This is a genomic window from Serratia sp. CY38905 (assembly GCF_052168875.1).
GTDB lineage: Bacteria > Pseudomonadota > Gammaproteobacteria > Enterobacterales > Enterobacteriaceae > Serratia > Serratia sarumanii.
This window is the reverse complement of sequence record NZ_JBJNLV010000014.1, coordinates 20,548-38,438: the sequence shown is the minus strand read 5'-3', so window position 1 is coordinate 38,438 and position 17,891 is coordinate 20,548. Positions and strand designations below refer to the sequence as shown.

The window sequence follows — 17,891 nt, the reverse complement described above, 5'->3', positions numbered from 1 at the left end:
CTACCCGCGAAAAAACAGGAATCCGCATGTCTTCAACCTTTATCGATAAGCTCGCGTTGATCGCGCTGAAAGATGACAAAGTGGCGCTGGTGCGTTCACACAATAAAACGCTGTTTTATATGCCGGGCGGAAAGCGCGAAGCGGGCGAAACCGACGAACAGGCGCTGTGCCGCGAAATCGACGAAGAGCTGACCGTCGCGCTGCAGCCGAGCTCCATCGCGTTTTACGGCGAGTTCGCCGGCCCGGCGGACGGCAAGCAGGACGGCACCCAGGTGCGCATTCGCTGCTATCAGGCCGACGTTATCGGGCAGCTGCAGCCGGCCGCCGAAATCGCCGAACTGAGGTGGTGCGACAGCCGCGATTTACCGCACTGCTCACACGTCGCCGCGCTGATTTTGCACGATCTCAAGGCGCGTAACCTGATCAAGTGATCGCTGAGCGGCCTCAGCGCCGTTAACCCGAAGGAACCTGTCCCGCATGAATCAGATTGACTGCATTTTGTTCGACTGCGACGGCACGCTGGTGGACAGCGAAGTGCTGTGCAGCAAAGCCTATGTGCACATGTTCGCCCGCTACGGCATTCATCTGTCGCTGGAAGAGGTGTTCAAGAAATACAAAGGGGTGAAGCTGTACGAGATCATCGATCGGGTCAACGCCGAGCAGGGCACTGACCTGGCAAAAGAGGCGCTGGAGCCGCTGTATCGGCAGGAAGTGGCGCGGCTGTTCGACAGCGAACTACAGCAGATTGCCGGCGCCCGCGAGCTGCTGGCGCAGGTGACGGTGCCTGTCTGCACCGTCTCCAACGGACCGGTCAGCAAGATGCAGCACTCGCTCGGCCTGACCGGCATGCTGCCTTATTTTGATGACCGGTTGTTCAGCGGCTATGACATTCAGCGCTGGAAGCCGGATCCGGCGATCGTATTCCACGCCGCCGAACAGATGCAGGTGCCGGTAACGCGCTGCATCCTGGTAGATGACTCGCCTGCCGGCGCGCAGGCTGGTATCAATGCCGGCATCCCGGTCTTTTACTTCTGCGCCGATCCGCATAACCCGCCGATCGACCACCCGCTGGTGACGACGTTTAACGACCTGGCCCAGCTGCCCGCGCTGTGGCGCGAACGCGGCTGGCGGCTGACGGCCGATTAACTGGCCGGCAACGGCGGCTTGTTGCGCCACCAGCGCCACGACCGTTTCAGCGCGCGAGTTTGCGCGCCGAAGCGGCGGTTGACCGCGTTGGCCAGCAGATCGAGCGCCAGGCAGAACACGAAATAGACCAGCGCCACGAACAGGAACACTTCCATCGGATAGACCATGCTGCGGTTGTTGACCTGGGTCGCCAGGAAGGTCAGTTCGCCAACGCCGACGATATAAGCCAGCGAGGTGTCTTTGATCAGGGATATCCACTGGTTGATGAACGACGGCACCATCATGCGCAGCGCCTGCGGCAGCACGATCATGCGCAGCGTCTGCCAGCGGGTCAGCCCCAGGGAAAGCCCGGCCTGCCACTGGCCGGGGCCGATCGCGGCGATGCCGGCCTTCACCGCATGGGCCAGATAGGCCGAGGCGATCAGCGCCAGCGCGCACACCACGGTGGTGATTTCCGGGATCTCTACGCCAAACACCATCGGCAGCAGGAAATAGGTCCAGAAGATCAGCATGATGACCGGTATGGCGCGGAAAAAGCCCAGCACCGCCGCCAGCAATCCGGCAGCGACGCCGCGCGACATCGCCAGCGCCACGCCGAGCAAGGTGCCGAGCGCCGCCGAGGCGACGCCGGCCATCAGGCTGATCGCTAACGTCAGCGCCGCGCCGCCTAATGGACCATCCGGCCAGGTACCCCACAGCAGGTAGCCCAGGTTATCGTGAATTACGCTGAAATCCATCTCAATGCCCTCCCAGCGGTTTACGCTGTTGGCGCCACATGCCCCAGCCTTCCAGCAGCGCGATGATGGCGATATACAGCACCGTCGCCACGCCGAACGCCTGGAAGGTGCGCAGGGTTTCGGTTTCGACCTGACGCGAGGCGTAAGAGAGTTCGGCCACGCCGATCGCCATGGTCAGCGACGAGTTTTTGATCACGTTCATGTATTGCCCCAGCAGCGGCGGCAGCGCGATTTTCAGCGCCTGCGGCAGCACCACGTAGCGCATCGCCTGCCAGCCGGTCAGCCCCAGCGCCTGCGCGGCATATTTCTGCCCGCCGGCGACGCCGCGAATGCCGGAACGGATCTCTTCGGCGATAAAGGCGGTGGAGTAGAGCGTCAGGCCGAAGAAACCGGCGAGAAACTCGAACGACGGCCATTCCAGCGGGCCGACCTGATGTGAGCTGTTCAGCCACTGCATGGCGGCGGACGGCAGGATCTGCCCGGCGGCGAAGTACCAGAAGAACAGCTGCACCAGCAGCGGCGTATTGCGAAACAGCGAGCTGTAGCCCATCGCCAGCCAACGCAACGGCCGCAGGCTGCTGTCGCGCATCGCCGCCAGTACGAAGCCCAGCAGCGTGGCCGCCAGGCCCGCGCAGGCGGAAAGCCACAGAGTCAGCAGAAAGCCGTGCCACAGCCAGCTCAGGTATTGCGGCGCCAGCAGCCAGTCCAGGTTCATGTTCAATCCTTGTCTTGCAGAATGCATCAGGGGCGCAGCAAGCTGCGCCCCTCCGTGCCGATCTCACCGCGAGCGGTTAAATCAGGCTTTCGGTTGCTGATCCAAAGGCGCGATTTTGAAATCGCCGCGCGGTTGGGCGGATTGGGTTTGCGGCCCGAACCAGCGATCGTAAATCTTAACCGCTTCGCCGTCTTTTTCCAGCTTGATCAGCGTCTCGTTCACCGCGGCGGTCAGGCGATCTTCGCCCTTGGGAATGCCGACGCCCTGGTACTCTTTGGTCAGGCTGAACGGTGAAATTTCAAATTCCGCCTTCTGCGCCGCCGGCAGGTTGCCAAGCAGGCCGACCAGCTTGGCGTCGTCCTGGGTGATCGCCTGCACGTTGCCGTTGCGCAGCGCCACAAACGCCAGCGGGGTGTCATCGTAGGAGATCACTTTCGCCGTCGGGAAACGCTCGCGCAGGGTGATTTCCTGCACCGTGCCCTTGTCCGCGCCGATGCGCAGCTTTTTGATGTCTTCCGGGGTTTTCAGCACGCCTTTGCGGGCGATGAATTTCTGGCCGGTGGCGAAGTACGGCACGCTGAAGTTCACTTCCTTGGCGCGCTCGTCGGTAATGGTGAAGTTGGCGGCAATCAGGTCAACCTTCTTCGACACCAGCAGCGGAATACGGTTGGCCGGGTTGGTGGCGCGCAGCTCCACTTTTACCCCCAGCGCTTTGCCGATCGCATCGGCGACGTCCACATCGTAGCCCACCAGCTTCTTGCTCTGCGGATCGATGTAGCCGAACGGCGGGTTGCTGTCGAACACCGCGATACGCACCACGCCGGCTTGCTTGATATCGTCAAGTTTGTCCGCGTGCGCGGCGCCGGCGGCGAGGCCGGTCAGACTGGCTAACAACGTTAAGGCCAAAGCGCGATGTTTCATAGAGAGCTCCTAAGTGGTTGATGTCCTGCTGGCGGATAAGCTAGCAAGCGCCACATAGGTCAGGAAATAATATAAAAAGCTATATTTATAACCTTTTTGTCTTTAAGAACTTAAGATGGAATAAAGGCGCGGGAAACCGCGCCTTTGAAGGATATTACCCGGAAAGGGTCAGTCGGCTTTGTCGTCTTTACCGCCCGGGGAGAGCAGCTTTTCCAGGGCGTCGCCGCCCAAATGACGGAAATCCTGTCCTTTGACGAAATAGAAGATAAATTCGCAGATGTTCTGGCAGCGGTCGCCGATGCGCTCGATAGAACGGGCGCAGAACAGCGCGGTCAGCACGCTCGGAATGGTGCGTGAGTCTTCCATCATATAGGTCATCAGCTGACGCACGATGCCTTCGTATTCCTGGTCGACCTTTTTATCTTCGCGGTAAATACGGATCGCCTCGTCCAGATCCATGCGCGCGAAGGCGTCCAGCACGTCGTGCAGCATTTGCACGGTGTGGCGCCCCAGCGATTCCAGGCTGACCAGCAGCGGCTGGTGCTGGTGCGAGAACTTCTCCAGCGCGGTGCGGCAGATTTTGTCCGCCACGTCGCCGATGCGTTCCAGCTCGGAAATGGTTTTGATGATCGCCATCACCAGGCGCAGATCGCTGGCGGTCGGCTGGCGCTTGGCGATGATGCGCACGCAGGCTTCGTCGATCGCCACTTCCATCATGTTGACCTTGGCGTCGCCTTCGATAACTCGCTTGGCCAGCTCGCCATCCTGATTGTGCATCGCGGTGATGGCGTCGGTCAGCTGCTGCTCCACCAGCCCGCCCATGGTCAGCACCTGGGTGCGGATATGCTCAAGCTCTGCGTTGAACTGGCCGGAAATGTGTTTGTTTAAATTCAGGTTATCCATGATGCTTCCTATCAACCATAACGGCCAGTGATGTAGTCTTCAGTCTGCTTTTTCTGCGGCGCAGTGAACAGGTTATCAGTATCACTGAACTCGATCAGCTCGCCCAGATACATAAATGCGGTGGAGTCGGAGCAGCGCGCCGCCTGCTGCATATTGTGGGTTACGATCACCACGGTGTAATCGGCCTTCAGCTCGCTGATCAGCTCTTCAATCTTGCCGGTGGAGATCGGATCCAGCGCCGAGCAAGGCTCATCCAGCAACAGCACTTCCGGGCGAATGGCGATGCCGCGGGCGATGCACAGGCGTTGCTGCTGGCCGCCGGAAAGGCTGTAGCCGCTCTGGTGCAGCTTGTCCTTGGTTTCGTTCCACAGCGCCGCCTTGGTCAGCGCCCACTGCACGCGCTCGTCCATATCGGCGCGCGACAGCTTTTCAAACAGGCGAACGCCGAAGGCGATGTTGTCGTAAATCGACATCGGGAACGGCGTCGGCTTCTGGAACACCATGCCGACCTTGGCGCGCAGCAGCGCGATATCCGAGTTGTCGGTCAGGATGTTCTGGCCGTCCAGCAGGATGCCGCCTTCCGCGCGCTGTTCCGGGTACAGCTGGTACATCTTGTTGAAGGTGCGCAGCAGGGTGGATTTGCCGCAGCCGGACGGGCCGATAAACGCGGTGACCTTGTTCTTGGCGATATCCAGCGTGATGTTCTTCAGCGCATGGAATTTGCCGTAGTAGAAGTTCAGATCGCGTACCTGAATTTTGCTGCTGGAAGCGTCAGTAACCATACTCATCAAGACTTCTCTCTTTTCATCAGCGCCGCCAAAGCGGCGCTCAAAATTTTATGAATGCTTTTTCTTGGCGAAAATCACGCGCGCCAGGATATTCAGTAACAGTACGCACAGGGTGATCAACAGCACCCCGGCCCAGGCCAGCTGTTGCCATTCGGCGAACGGGCTCATGGCGAATTTGAAGATGGTCACCGGCAGGTTGGCGATCGGCTGCATCAGGTCGGTGCTCCAGAACTGGTTCGACAGCGAGGTGAACAGCAGCGGCGCCGTTTCCCCTGCGATGCGCGCAATCGCCAGCAGCACGCCGGTGATGATGCCGGACACCGACGCCTTCAGCGTGATGGCGGAAATCATGCGCCATTTCGGCGTGCCCAGCGCATAAGCGGCCTCGCGCAGCGTATCCGGCACCAGCTTCAGCATGTTCTCGGTGGTGCGAATGACGATCGGCACCTGCAGCAGCGCCAGCGCGACGATGCCGGCCCAGCCGGAAAAGTGTTCCATCTTCGCCACCACGATGGTGTAAACGAACAGGCCCACCACGATCGACGGTGCGGACAGCAGGATGTCGTTGATAAAGCGGATCACTTCCGCCAGCCAGGATTTACGGCCGTATTCTGCCAGGTAGATGCCGGCCATGATGCCCAGCGGCGTGCCGAAGATGGTCGCCCACAGGATCAACAGGCCGCTGCCGGCGATGGCGTTGGCCAGACCGCCGCCTGCGGTGTTCGGCGGCGGGGTCATTTCAGTGAACAACGCCAGCGACATGCCGTCGAAGCCTTTGGTCACGGTGGCGATCAGGATCCAGATCAGCCAGAACAGCCCGAACACCATGGTCGCCATCGACAGGAACAGCGCGAGACGGTTTTTCTGCCGGCGCCAGGCCTGCATTTTGCGGCGGCTTTCCGCCAGAACGACTGCGTTTTGCATATCCATCGTCGCCATGTTAACGCCCCTCATTCTTGGCCAGACGCATGATCATCAGTTTCGACAGCGCCAGCACGATAAAGGTGATAACAAACAGAATCAGGCCCAGCTCCATCAACGCGGCGGTGTGCACGCCGGACTCGGCTTCGGCGAATTCGTTGGCCAGCGCCGAGGTGATGCTGTTGCCCGGCATGTACAGCGAAGCGCTGTCGAGCTGGTAGGTGTTGCCGATGATAAAGGTCACCGCCATGGTTTCCCCCAGCGCACGGCCCAGGCCCAACATCACGCCGCCGATGACGCCGTTTTTGGTGAACGGCAGCACGATGCGCCAGATGACTTCCCAGGTGGTGCAGCCGATGCCGTAGGCCGACTCTTTCATCATCACCGGGGTCTGTTCGAACACGTCGCGCATGACTGCCGCGATGTAAGGAATGATCATGATCGCCAGGATCACCCCGGCGGCCAGAATGCCGATGCCGAAGGCCGGGCCGGAGAACAGCTCGCCGACGATCGGAATGCCCGACAGCACTTCGCCGACCGGCGTCTGGAAGTATTCGGCGAACAGCGGCGCGAACACGAACAGGCCCCACATGCCGTAAACGATGCTGGGGATGGCCGCCAACAGCTCAATGGCGATGCCCAGCGGCCGCTTCAGCCAGTTCGGCGCCAGCTCGTTCAGGAACAGCGCGATGCCGAAGCTCACCGGCACGGCGATGATCAGCGCGATAAGCGAGGTGACCACGGTGCCGTAGATCGGCACCAGCGCGCCGAACTGCTCCGCCGGCGCGTCCCACTCTTTGGTCCACAGGAAGGCGAAGCCGAATTTCTGCATGCTTGGCCAGGAGGCGAAGATCAGCGAAACAATGATGCCGCCCAGCAACAATAGGGTAATCAGCGCAGCCAGTCTCACCAGCGCGCTGAAAATGATGTCACCGTTTTTGCCCGGTGCTTTGATGGTCGGCTTGTACTCAGCCATAGATTACTCTCTGTTTGAACCCTGGCAGCCCCAACCGGGATCGGAGCCTGAAGAACTGTGTGGGGCGCGGCGAACCCGCGCCCCTGCGTTGTTAGTACAGCGCTTTGCCTGAACTGTCTTTTACGTTGGTTTTCCAGGCCGCGCGCACCTGCTCAACCACTTCTGCCGGCAGGGTGGCGTAATCCAGCTCGTTAGCCTGCTTGGCACCGGTTTTGTAAGCCCAGTCAAAGAACTTCAGCACTTCGGCGCCCTGAGCAGGGTTTTTCTGCTCTTTGTGCACCAGGATGAAGGTGGTGGATGTAATTGGCCACACGTTGTCGCCTTTCTGGTCAGTCAGATCCTGGGCGAAGGTCTTGCTCCAATCCACGCCTTTGGCCGCGTTGCTGAAGCTCTCTTCGGTCGGGCTGACCGGTTTACCGTCGGCGGATACCAGCTTGGTGTAAGCCAGGTTGTTCTGCTTGGCGTAAGCGTATTCTACGTAGCCGATAGAGCCAGGCAGACGCTGAACGAAGGCGGCGATGCCGTCGTTGCCTTTACCGCCCAGACCGGTCGGCCAGTTAACGGTAGAACCGGCGCCGATCTTCTCTTTCCACTGCGCATTGGCCTTGGACAGGTAGCTGGTGAACACGAACGAGGTGCCGGAACCGTCGGCGCGGCGCACCACGGCGATGTTCTGGTCAGGCAGTTTCACGCCTGGGTTCAGCTTGGTGATTGCCGGGTCGTTCCACTTTTTGACGTTGCCCAGGTAGATATCGCCCAGGGTTTTGCCGTCCAGCGTCAGTTCGCCGGATTTGATGCCCGGGATATTCACGGCCAGCACCACGCCGCCGATTACGGTCGGGAACTGGAACAGGCCGTCGGCCGCCAGTTTGTCGTCAGACAGCGGGGCGTCGGAGGCGCCAAAGTCAACGGTGTTGGCCACGATTTGCTTCACGCCGCCAGAGGAGCCGATGCCCTGATAGTTAACTTTGTTGCCGGTTTCTTTCTGATAAGAATCTGCCCACTTGGCGTAAACCGGAGCGGGGAATGTCGCACCTGCACCGGTCAGGCTGGCAGCAGCGAACGCGGACACGGTGGTCAGGGAGAAGGTCGCTGCCACAATACTGGCGACGGTGGTACGCATCAGTTTCATAATCCCTCCTAATGGGATATTTAAAATCGACTTCGAGTCGTTTTAATCAGAGTAAGTATTGCTGCAGGAGGGAAAATAGGACAGTTTGGTGACAGAAAAATGTACGCAATATGACAGTTATATTACAGCACGCCAGAGAGGCGTTTGTTTCTTTAAAAATCAATTAATTAGTCAAAAAACAGCGCACTTGACGTGCAATAAAAAAACGGTTTGGCGCGGCCTATCCGCTTGAATATGACAATGTTTATCGCCGAATCGGTCGCGCTGTCATCTTTAAGGCCGCTCATGAAAAAAGCCGGCGCAAAGGCCGGCTTTTGCAGTTTACCTGCGGCAGATTACTCTACGGTGACAGACTTCGCCAGGTTGCGCGGCTGGTCAACGTCGGTGCCTTTGATCAGCGCCACGTGGTAAGACAGCAGCTGCAACGGCACGGTGTAGAAGATCGGCGCCACGATTTCCTCGACGTGCGGCAGAGGAATGATGGTCATGCCTTCGCTGCTGACGAAGCCGGCGTCCTGATCGGCGAACACGTACAGCTGGCCGCCGCGCGCGCGCACTTCTTCAATGTTGGACTTCAGCTTTTCCAGCAGTTCGTTGTTCGGCGCCACCACGATCACCGGCATATCGGCGTCGATCAGCGCCAGCGGGCCGTGTTTCAGCTCACCCGCCGCATAGGCTTCGGCGTGAATATAGGAGATCTCTTTCAGCTTCAGCGCCCCTTCCATGGCGATTGGATACTGATCGCCGCGGCCGAGGAACAGCGCATGGTGCTTGTCGGAGAACCCTTCCGCCAGCGCTTCGATCTCTTTATCCATCGACAGCATCTGCTCGATACGCGCCGGCAGCGCCTGCAGGCCATGCACGATCTCTTGCTCCACGCTTTCCGCCATGCCTTTCAGGCGGCCCAGACGCGCCACCAGCATCAACAGCACGGTGAGCTGCGTGGTGAAGGCCTTGGTCGAGGCCACGCCGATTTCCGTGCCCGCTTTGGTCATCAACGCCAGATCCGATTCGCGCACCAGCGAAGAGCCGGCCACGTTACAAACGGCCAGCGAACCGAGATAACCCAGCTCTTTGGACAAGCGCAGCGCCGCTAACGTATCGGCAGTTTCGCCGGACTGCGACAGGGTGATGATCAGGCTGCCCGGACGCACCGCCGATTTGCGGTAACGGAATTCGGACGCGATCTCGACGTCGCACGGCACGCCGGCCAGCGCTTCGAACCAGTAGCGCGCCACCATACCGGAGTGGTAAGAAGTCCCGCAGGCGATGATCTGCACGTGCTGCACCTTGGCCAGCAGCTCGTCGGCGCGCGGGCCCAGCTCGCTCAGGTTGATTTGGCCATGGCTGAAACGCCCTTCCAGGGTGTTTTTCAGCGCCAGCGGCTGTTCGTAGATCTCTTTTTGCATGTAGTGACGGTAAGCGCCCTTGTCGCCGGCGTCATACTGCACCTGGGATTCGATTTCAGGGCGCTCGATGGCGTTGCCCTGCTTGTCGAAGATGTTGACGGTGCGGCGAGTCACTTCCACCACGTCGCCTTCTTCCAGGAAGATGAAGCGGCGGGTGACCGGCAGCAGCGCCAGCTGATCGGAAGCAATAAAGTTTTCCCCGACGCCGCGGCCGATAACCAGCGGGCTGCCGGAGCGCGCCGCGACCAATACGCTCGGATCGCGGCTGTCCATCACCACGGTGCCGTAAGCGCCGCGCAGCTGTGGGATCACGCGCTGAACCACTTCCAGCAACGTGCCGCCCTGTTGTTGTTCCCAGTGCACCAGGTGCGCGATCACTTCGGTGTCGGTTTCGGAGCTGAAGCGGTAACCGCGTTCGATCAGCAGTTCGCGCAGCGGTTCGTGGTTTTCGATGATGCCGTTATGCACCACGGTAATGTAGTCGGAAACATGCGGGTGCGCGTTCGCTTCGGTCGGTTCACCGTGCGTTGCCCAGCGGGTGTGAGCGATGCCGGTACCGCCGTGCAGATCGGTCTGCTCCGCCGCTTCGGCCAGTTTTTGCACCTTGCCTACGCGACGCAGGCGACTGACGTTGCCTTTTTCGTCGACCACCGCCAGACCGGCGGAGTCGTAACCGCGGTACTCGAGACGGCGTAAACCTTCCAACAGGATTTCTGCGATATCACGTTGCGCTACTGCGCCTACAATTCCACACATCAGTTGTATTCCTAATGAACGCCCTTCATGGGCGCTTTCGATGTCTTGACCTGATTTTTGCCGGTTTTACCGTGCGTCCCCGAGCCTGTAGATGGTGGGGGTTATTATGTTTTGTATTGGGCTCTGAACGGAGCCCAACGCAAAACACACTATGATTTCTTCTTCACCGGGCGTTGCCAGCCCTGAATGTGCACCTGCTTGACGCGGCTCAGCACCAGTTCGTTCTCGGCGATATCGCGCGTCACCGTGGTGCCGGCGGCGATGGTGGAGCCTTTGCCGACCGACACCGGCGCCACCAGCTGAGTATCGGAACCGACGAACACGCCGTCGCCGATCAGCGTCTTGTGCTTGTTGGCGCCATCGTAGTTGCAGGTGATGGTGCCGGCGCCGATATTCACGTCATCGCCGATTTCGGCATCGCCCAGGTAGCTGAGGTGACCGGCCTTGGAGCCTTTGCCCAAACGCGCCTTTTTCATTTCCACGAAGTTGCCGACGTGGGCCCCTGCCGCCAGCTCCGCGCCAGGGCGCAGGCGGGCGAACGGCCCCACGGTGCAGTCGGCTTCCAGCACGCTGTCTTCCAGCACGCTGTAAGGGCTGATCTCGCAGTCATCGCCGATCACGCAGTTTTTCAGCACGCAGCCGGCGCCGATTTTCACCCGGTCGCCCAGCTTGACGTGACCTTCGATAATCACATTCGCATCAATAGTGATGTCGCGGCCGTGAACAAGTTCCCCGCGCAGGTCAAAACGCGCCGGATCCAGCAGCATCACGCCGGCCAACAGCAGCTTTTCAGACTGTTCCGACTGGAAGACGCGCTCCAGGGTCGCCAGCTGCAGGCGGTTGTTCACGCCTTCCACTTCACTCAGGCGCGACGGGTGCACGGTTTCGATTTTCTTGCCGTCGGCATGGGCCAACGCAATGATATCGGTAATGTAAAACTCGCCCTGTGCGTTGTCGTTATTCAACATCCCCAGCCAGCGCTTCAGATCGCGCCCGTTCGCCACCAGGATGCCGGTATTGATCTCGTTGATCTGGCGCTGTGCCTCGCTGGCATCCTTGTGTTCGACGATGCCCACCACGTTGCCCTGCTCGCGCACGATGCGGCCGTAGCCGCTCGGATCGTCCAGCTTGACCGTCAGCAGACCGATACCGCCCTGCGGTTTGGCCGCCAGCAGGCGTTGCAGCGTATCCACGGAGATCAACGGCACGTCGCCGTACAGCATCAGCACGTCTTCATCGTCGGCAAAGTGCGGCGCGGCCTGCTGCATTGCATGGCCGGTACCCAATTGCTCGGCCTGCAGCACCCAGTTCAGCGCGCCGTCAGTCAACGTGCTTTTCAGCAGATCGCCGCCGTGGCCGTATACCAGGTGAACATGTTGCGCGCCCAGTTTCATCGCGGCATCAATGACGTGTTGCACCATCGGCTTACCGGCCAACGGATGTAAAACCTTGGGAAGATCGGAATACATGCGTGTTCCCTTGCCCGCGGCGAGGATAACCACGCTCATTGCGCTGTTCGACATAAGCAACCTGATAACTCCATTTTGATAGACGAAAGTAAAACCGTTTAGCGACAATATTACTACATATTTCTCATCACGAACCCGGCGCAGGCCGCGTGGGCCTTGGCCTGCCGCTATCGTGGCCAATTCGGCGCCGGGACGAAAAAACTGTCGGCGATCGGCGACGTTTATTTCCCGATATCAGGGGTTATACACCACACCGCCCGCCGGGCTGAAATGCTTATTTTAAAGTAAAAAAAAAGCGACCCTATAGGCCGCTTTCTTAAAGTTGGGTGACGGGCACCCAAACATTACATCGCTTTTCTGGTGAGCTCGATAACGCGCAGTTTCGCGATCGCTTTCGCCAGTTCAGCGGATGCCTGAGCATAGTCGACATCGCCATGAGAGCTGCGAATGTGTTCTTCAGCTTTACGCTTAGCTTCCAACGCTCTCGCTTCGTCGAGGTCAGTACCACGGATAGCAGTGTCCGCCAGCACGGTAACCACGCTCGGCTGCACCTCGAGGATGCCGCCGGACAGGTAGATGAACTCTTCTTCACCGTGCTGCTTAACAATACGCACCATGCCAGGCTTGATGGCAGTCAGCAGCGGCGCATGGCCAGGGAAGATCCCCAGTTCACCTTCGCTGCCTGTCACCTGGATCTTCTGCACCAGGCCGGAAAACATCTGTTTTTCCGCGCTGACTACATCCAGATGGTAAGTCATAGCCATATCACCCTCCTCTCAAGGCGTTACAGTTTCTTGGCTTTTTCCACTGCTTCTTCAATGGTGCCAACCATGTAGAACGCCTGCTCCGGCAGGTGGTCATAGTCGCCGTCCATAATGCCTTTGAAACCACGGATGGTGTCTTTCAGCGATACGAACTTGCCCGGAGAACCGGTGAAGACTTCTGCCACGAAGAACGGCTGAGACAGGAAGCGTTGGATCTTACGCGCACGGGATACGACCAGTTTGTCTTCTTCAGACAGCTCGTCCATACCCAGGATCGCGATGATATCTTTCAGTTCCTGGTAGCGTTGCAGAATGGACTGCACGCCACGCGCTACGTCGTAGTGCTCCTGGCCAACGACCAGCGGATCCAGTTGACGGCTGGTGGAATCCAGCGGGTCAACGGCCGGGTAGATACCCAGAGAAGCGATGTTACGGCTCAGTACCACGGTTGCGTCCAAGTGCGCAAAGGTGGTGGCTGGTGACGGGTCAGTCAAGTCATCCGCAGGAACGTAAACGGCCTGTACGGAAGTGATGGAACCGGTCTTGGTCGAGGTGATACGTTCTTGCAGAACGCCCATCTCTTCCGCCAGCGTTGGCTGATAACCTACCGCGGATGGCATACGGCCCAGAAGTGCGGACACTTCGGTACCGGCCAGGGTGTAACGGTAGATGTTGTCAACGAACAGCAGAACGTCACGGCCTTCGTCACGGAATTTCTCCGCCATGGTCAGACCGGTCAGCGCAACGCGCAGACGGTTACCCGGTGGCTCGTTCATCTGGCCGTAAACCAGGGATACTTTGTCCAGAACGTTGGAGTCGGTCATTTCGTGGTAGAAGTCGTTACCCTCACGAGTACGCTCGCCCACACCCGCAAACACGGAATAACCGGAGTGCTCGATCGCGATGTTACGGATCAGCTCCATCATGTTTACGGTTTTACCCACGCCCGCACCGCCGAACAGACCCACTTTACCGCCCTTGGCGAACGGACAAATCAGGTCCATTACCTTGATACCGGTTTCCAGCAGTTCCTGGGAGCTGGACAGCTCTTCGTAGCTTGGCGCCGCGCGGTGAATCGCCCAACGCTCTTCTTCGCCGATGTCGCCTTTCATGTCGATCGGTTGACCCAATACGTTCATGATACGGCCCAGGGTAGCTTTACCCACCGGCACTTCAATCGGGTGGTCCAGGTTGTTCACTTTCAGACCGCGACGCAGACCATCGGAGGTCCCCATTGCGATACAGCGAACCACGCCACCGCCCAGCTGTTGCTGAACTTCCAACACCAGTTTTTCGGTGCCGTTTTCTACCTCAAGGGCGTCGTACACTTTCGGTACGGCATCCTGAGGGAACTCGACGTCCACCACGGCGCCGATTACCTGGATAATCTTTCCAGTAGCCATCTTGAATCCTCTACGTAATTCGTAAACCTAGCTTAAACCGCGGAGGCTCCCGAAACGATCTCGGTGAGTTCCTGAGTGATGCTGGCCTGACGCGCCTTGTTGTATACCAACTGCAGCTCTTTGATCAGGCTACCGCCGTTATCGGTTGCGGCTTTCATCGCGACCATTCGTGCGGCCTGCTCGCTGGCCAGGTTTTCCACGACGCCCTGATAAACCTGCGACTCCACATAGCGGCGCAGCAAGGTATCAAGCAGCACTTTTGGATCGGGTTCATACAGGTAATCCCAAGGCGTTTTCTTCAGCTCTTCGTCATCGGCTGGCGGTAACGGCAGCAGCTGAAGCACCTGCGGCTCTTGGGACATCGTATTAACAAATTTGTTGCTGACAATGTACAGCTTGTCCAAACGACCTTCGTCGTAGGCCTGCAGCATCACTTTCACCGGCCCGATCAGATCCGACAGGGAAGGTTTGTCCCCCATGCCGGTCACCTGGGCAACCACGTTGCCACCCACGGAACCAAAGAAAGAGGCCGCTTTAGAGCCAATCAGCGCCAAATCGGTTTCGACGCCTTTTTCGGACCAGGCTTTCATCTCCGCCAGCAGCTTTTTGAACAGGTTGATGTTCAAGCCGCCGCAGAGACCACGGTCAGTAGACACCACCAGATACCCGACGCGCTTAACGTCACGCTCATCCAGGTACGGGTGCTTGTACTCCAGATTCCCTAACGCAAGGTGACCAATCACTTTGCGCATGGTCTCTGCATAAGGACGGCTGGCCGCCATGCGATCCTGCGATTTACGCATTTTGGAGGCGGCGACCATTTCCATCGCTTTAGTGATCTTTTGCGTGTTTTGCACGCTAGCGATCTTACTACGTATCTCTTTTGCGCCGGCCATCTCTGCTTCTCCTCAGTGCCAGACGGCCTGCTGTCTTTCAACAGCAGGACCGTTCGGCGTTACCAGGACTGGGTTTTCTTGAAGGTCTCGAGGATGTCTTTCAACTTGCCCTCGATCTCATCATTGAAGTTGCCAGTTTGGTTGATGTGGTTCAGCAGCTCGGCGTGCTCGCGGTCCGCATAGGCGACCAGCGCGGCTTCGAAGCTCACCACTTTGGCGACTTCGACGTCGTTCAGGTAACCGCGTTCTGCGGCAAACAGCACCAGAGACTGTTGTGCGACCGACATCGGCGCATACTGTTTCTGTTTCAGCAGCTCGGTCACTTTCTGACCGTGGCTCAGCTGTTTGCGGGTCGCGTCGTCCAGATCGGATGCGAACTGGGAGAACGCAGCCAGTTCACGATACTGCGCCAGCGCGGTACGGATACCGCCGGACAGTTTCTTCATGATCTTGGTCTGCGCGGCGCCACCAACACGGGATACGGAGATACCCGGGTTAACTGCCGGACGAATACCGGAGTTGAACAGGTTGGATTCCAGGAAGATCTGACCATCGGTAATCGAGATTACGTTGGTCGGAACGAACGCGGAAACGTCACCCGCCTGGGTTTCAATGATCGGCAGAGCGGTCAGTGAACCGGTTTGGCCTTTAACTTCACCTTTGGTGAAGGCTTCAACGTATTCGGCGTTAACGCGCGCTGCACGCTCCAGCAAGCGGGAGTGCAGGTAGAATACGTCGCCTGGGTAAGCTTCACGACCTGGCGGACGACGAAGCAGCAGGGAAATCTGGCGGTAAGCAACGGCCTGTTTGGACAGGTCATCGTACACGATCAACGCATCTTCACCGCGGTCACGGAAGTATTCGCCCATTGCGCAACCGGCGTATGGCGCCAGGTATTGCAGTGCAGCGGATTCGGAAGCGGTCGCCACCACCACGATGGTGTTGGCCAGTGCGCCGTGCTCTTCCAGTTTGCGCACCACGTTAGCGATGGTGGACGCTTTCTGGCCGATAGCCACGTAAACGCATTTGATGCCGGAGTCGCGTTGGTTGATGATCGCATCGATCGCCAGCGCGGTTTTACCGGTCTGACGGTCACCGATCACCAGCTCACGCTGGCCACGGCCGATTGGAATCATGGCGTCAACGGATTTGTAGCCAGTCTGAACCGGCTGATCAACGGATTGACGCTCGATAACGCCTGGCGCGATAGCTTCTACCGGAGAGAAACCGTCGTTCTCAATCGGGCCTTTGCCGTCGATTGGCGCGCCCAGGGTGTTAACTACGCGGCCCAGCAGACCACGACCGACTGGAACTTCCAGGATACGGCCGGTGCATTTAACCTTCATGCCTTCGGCCAGATCCGCGTACGGACCCATAACCACGGCACCGACGGAGTCGCGCTCCAGGTTCAATGCGATTGCGTAACGGTTGCCAGGCAGCGCGATCATTTCGCCCTGCATAACTTCGGCCAGGCCGTGTACGCGGATGATCCCGTCGCTGACGGAAACGATAGTACCTTCATTGTGAGCTTCGCTCACTACATTGAACTGAGCAATGCGCTGCTTGATCAGTTCGCTGATTTCGGTGGAATTCAGTTGCATGCTCCAGTCCCCTTAAGACTGCAAGACGTCTGTCAGGCGTTCAAGACGACCGCGAACGCTGCCATCAATCACCATATCGCCGGCGCGAACAACGATGCCGGCCAGTACAGACTTGTCAATTTTGCAATTCAGCTTAACTTTGCGTGACAGACGTTTTTCCATCGCAGCGGCGATTTTCGCCTGCTGTTCGTCGCTCAGCGCGCTCGCAGAGAGCACTTCGACTTCGACGGTGGATTCCAGCGAGGCGCGCAGTTCGATGAACTGCTGCAGCACGGCAGGAAGAACCAGTAAACGTCCATTTTCGGCCATTACGCGGATAAAGTTCTGGCCATGTTCGTCGAGCCGATCGCCACAAACCGCGATGAACGTCTTGGACAGCGTTTCTGGCGCGACCGCGCCAGACAGCAGTTCAGAAATCTGTTCATTGCGAGTGACTTCAGCCGCAAACGCCAGCATTTCCTGCCAGCGCTCTACGCTTTGGTGCTCAACGGCAAAGTCAAAAGCTGCTTTGGCGTAGGGGCGAGCTACAGTGACAAATTCAGACATCAGCCCCTCCCTCCTTACAGTTCAGCGACCAGTTTATCAACGATGTCGCTGTTAGCAGCTTCATCCACGGAACGTTCGATGATCTTCTCGGCGCCGGCAATTGCCAGCATCGCGACTTGCTTACGCAACTCTTCACGAGCGCGCTTACGTTCGGCTTCGATCTCAGCCTGAGCCTGCGCCACGATTTTGTTACGTTCCTGCTCGGCTTCGGCTTTCGCTTCATCCATGATCTGAGCTTTGCGTTTGTTCGCTTGCTCGATGATCACCTGAGCTTCCGCTTTAGCAGTTTTCAGCTGGTCGGTCGCATTGGCTTGCGCTAAGTCCAGATCTTTTTTGGCACGCTCTGCAGAAGCGAGGCCGTCAGCGATTTCTTTCTGACGTTTCTCGATGGCAGCCATGATCGGCGGCCATACGTACTTCATGCAGAACCAGACAAACAGAACGAACGCGATGGCCTGGCCGAGGATTGTTGCGTTAAGATTCACAGCACAATGCCTCTTTAAAAGTTAATAGTTTGGTTACGTCGTAGAGGGTTGCTCTACTTACGCGACGGCGAACATCACGTACAGACCCAGACCTACAGCGATCATCGGGATGGCGTCGACCAGACCCATAACGATAAAGAACTGTGTACGCAGCAGAGGAATCAGGTCAGGCTGACGAGCAGCGCCTTCCAAGAATTTACCACCCAGGATGCCGATACCGATCGCAGCACCGATTGCCGCTAAACCCATCATCACAGCGGCAGCCATGTACAGCAGATCCATACTCAGGTTTTCCATGACAGTCTCCAGTTTGTTTCAGTTTA

The 17,891-nt window shown here is 58.4% G+C and carries 19 protein-coding genes; 2 read left to right on the top strand and 17 right to left on the bottom strand.

The features are described from left to right. The first annotated feature begins 26 nt into the window (after window positions 1–26). Window positions 27–431, top strand: coding sequence for an NUDIX hydrolase (locus ACJ8MK_RS22065; protein WP_039568291.1), 405 nt, complete (start codon window positions 27–29; stop codon window positions 429–431). A 46-nt stretch (window positions 432–477) separates the two neighbouring features. Beyond that, window positions 478–1,146: a 6-phosphogluconate phosphatase gene (yieH, locus tag ACJ8MK_RS22060; protein ID WP_041037333.1), complete on the top strand. Its 669-nt coding sequence runs from the start codon at window positions 478–480 to the stop codon at window positions 1,144–1,146. Here the strand turns inward: yieH and ACJ8MK_RS22055 are convergent. From ACJ8MK_RS22055 to atpE, 17 genes are all read right to left on the bottom strand, one after another. Then, entirely contained in the window at window positions 1,143–1,883 is a 741-nt protein-coding gene (locus ACJ8MK_RS22055) for an amino acid ABC transporter permease (protein ID WP_041037335.1), read from the bottom strand. The genes yieH and ACJ8MK_RS22055 overlap by 4 nt on opposite strands. A gap of 1 nt (window position 1,884) precedes the next feature. Next, a complete protein-coding gene (locus ACJ8MK_RS22050) occupies window positions 1,885–2,598 on the bottom strand; it encodes an amino acid ABC transporter permease (RefSeq protein ID WP_025304748.1) in 714 nt (237 codons plus the stop codon). Window positions 2,599–2,679: 81 nt separating this feature from the next. After that, a complete protein-coding gene (locus tag ACJ8MK_RS22045; RefSeq protein WP_033653945.1) occupies window positions 2,680–3,519 on the bottom strand; it encodes an ABC transporter substrate-binding protein in 840 nt (279 codons plus the stop codon). 168 nt (window positions 3,520–3,687) lie between these two features. Then, window positions 3,688–4,422, bottom strand: coding sequence for a phosphate signaling complex protein PhoU (gene phoU / locus ACJ8MK_RS22040; protein WP_033636521.1), 735 nt, complete (start codon window positions 4,420–4,422; stop codon window positions 3,688–3,690). 11 nt (window positions 4,423–4,433) lie between these two features. Then, window positions 4,434–5,204: a phosphate ABC transporter ATP-binding protein PstB gene (pstB, locus tag ACJ8MK_RS22035; protein WP_016929614.1), complete on the bottom strand. Its 771-nt coding sequence runs from the start codon at window positions 5,202–5,204 to the stop codon at window positions 4,434–4,436. Window positions 5,205–5,258: 54 nt separating this feature from the next. Next, window positions 5,259–6,149 (bottom strand): phosphate ABC transporter permease PstA, encoded by an 891-nt coding sequence (pstA, locus tag ACJ8MK_RS22030; RefSeq protein ID WP_033636520.1) that lies wholly within the window; start codon window positions 6,147–6,149, stop codon window positions 5,259–5,261. Between the two features lies 1 nt (window position 6,150). Next, complete coding sequence (gene pstC / locus ACJ8MK_RS22025) at window positions 6,151–7,107, bottom strand: phosphate ABC transporter permease PstC (RefSeq protein ID WP_442518058.1); 957 nt, start codon at window positions 7,105–7,107, stop codon at window positions 6,151–6,153. Between the two features lie 91 nt (window positions 7,108–7,198). Then, the gene (gene pstS / locus ACJ8MK_RS22020) at window positions 7,199–8,239 is read right to left on the bottom strand and encodes a phosphate ABC transporter substrate-binding protein PstS (protein ID WP_033636519.1); all 1,041 of its coding nucleotides are present in this window, start codon (window positions 8,237–8,239) and stop codon (window positions 7,199–7,201) included. Window positions 8,240–8,574: 335 nt separating this feature from the next. After that, window positions 8,575–10,404, bottom strand: a complete 1,830-nt coding sequence (glmS, locus tag ACJ8MK_RS22015; protein WP_033649563.1) for a glutamine--fructose-6-phosphate transaminase (isomerizing) — start codon at window positions 10,402–10,404, stop codon at window positions 8,575–8,577. A gap of 149 nt (window positions 10,405–10,553) precedes the next feature. Further along, a complete protein-coding gene (glmU, locus tag ACJ8MK_RS22010) occupies window positions 10,554–11,927 on the bottom strand; it encodes a bifunctional UDP-N-acetylglucosamine diphosphorylase/glucosamine-1-phosphate N-acetyltransferase GlmU (RefSeq protein WP_033649564.1) in 1,374 nt (457 codons plus the stop codon). 290 nt (window positions 11,928–12,217) lie between these two features. After that, window positions 12,218–12,637: a F0F1 ATP synthase subunit epsilon gene (locus tag ACJ8MK_RS22005; RefSeq protein WP_004933814.1), complete on the bottom strand. Its 420-nt coding sequence runs from the start codon at window positions 12,635–12,637 to the stop codon at window positions 12,218–12,220. A gap of 20 nt (window positions 12,638–12,657) precedes the next feature. Beyond that, window positions 12,658–14,040 (bottom strand): F0F1 ATP synthase subunit beta, encoded by a 1,383-nt coding sequence (atpD, locus tag ACJ8MK_RS22000; protein WP_004933813.1) that lies wholly within the window; start codon window positions 14,038–14,040, stop codon window positions 12,658–12,660. 32 nt (window positions 14,041–14,072) lie between these two features. Continuing rightward, window positions 14,073–14,936, bottom strand: coding sequence for a F0F1 ATP synthase subunit gamma (atpG, locus tag ACJ8MK_RS21995; protein WP_004933811.1), 864 nt, complete (start codon window positions 14,934–14,936; stop codon window positions 14,073–14,075). A gap of 59 nt (window positions 14,937–14,995) precedes the next feature. After that, the gene (gene atpA, locus ACJ8MK_RS21990) at window positions 14,996–16,537 is read right to left on the bottom strand and encodes a F0F1 ATP synthase subunit alpha (RefSeq protein WP_004933808.1); all 1,542 of its coding nucleotides are present in this window, start codon (window positions 16,535–16,537) and stop codon (window positions 14,996–14,998) included. A 12-nt stretch (window positions 16,538–16,549) separates the two neighbouring features. Continuing rightward, a complete protein-coding gene (gene atpH / locus ACJ8MK_RS21985; RefSeq protein WP_033649565.1) occupies window positions 16,550–17,083 on the bottom strand; it encodes a F0F1 ATP synthase subunit delta in 534 nt (177 codons plus the stop codon). Window positions 17,084–17,097: 14 nt separating this feature from the next. Further along, window positions 17,098–17,568, bottom strand: a complete 471-nt coding sequence (gene atpF, locus ACJ8MK_RS21980) for a F0F1 ATP synthase subunit B (protein ID WP_004933804.1) — start codon at window positions 17,566–17,568, stop codon at window positions 17,098–17,100. A gap of 57 nt (window positions 17,569–17,625) precedes the next feature. Further along, a complete protein-coding gene (gene atpE, locus ACJ8MK_RS21975) occupies window positions 17,626–17,865 on the bottom strand; it encodes a F0F1 ATP synthase subunit C (RefSeq protein ID WP_004093904.1) in 240 nt (79 codons plus the stop codon). Between the last annotated feature and the right edge of the window lie 26 nt (window positions 17,866–17,891).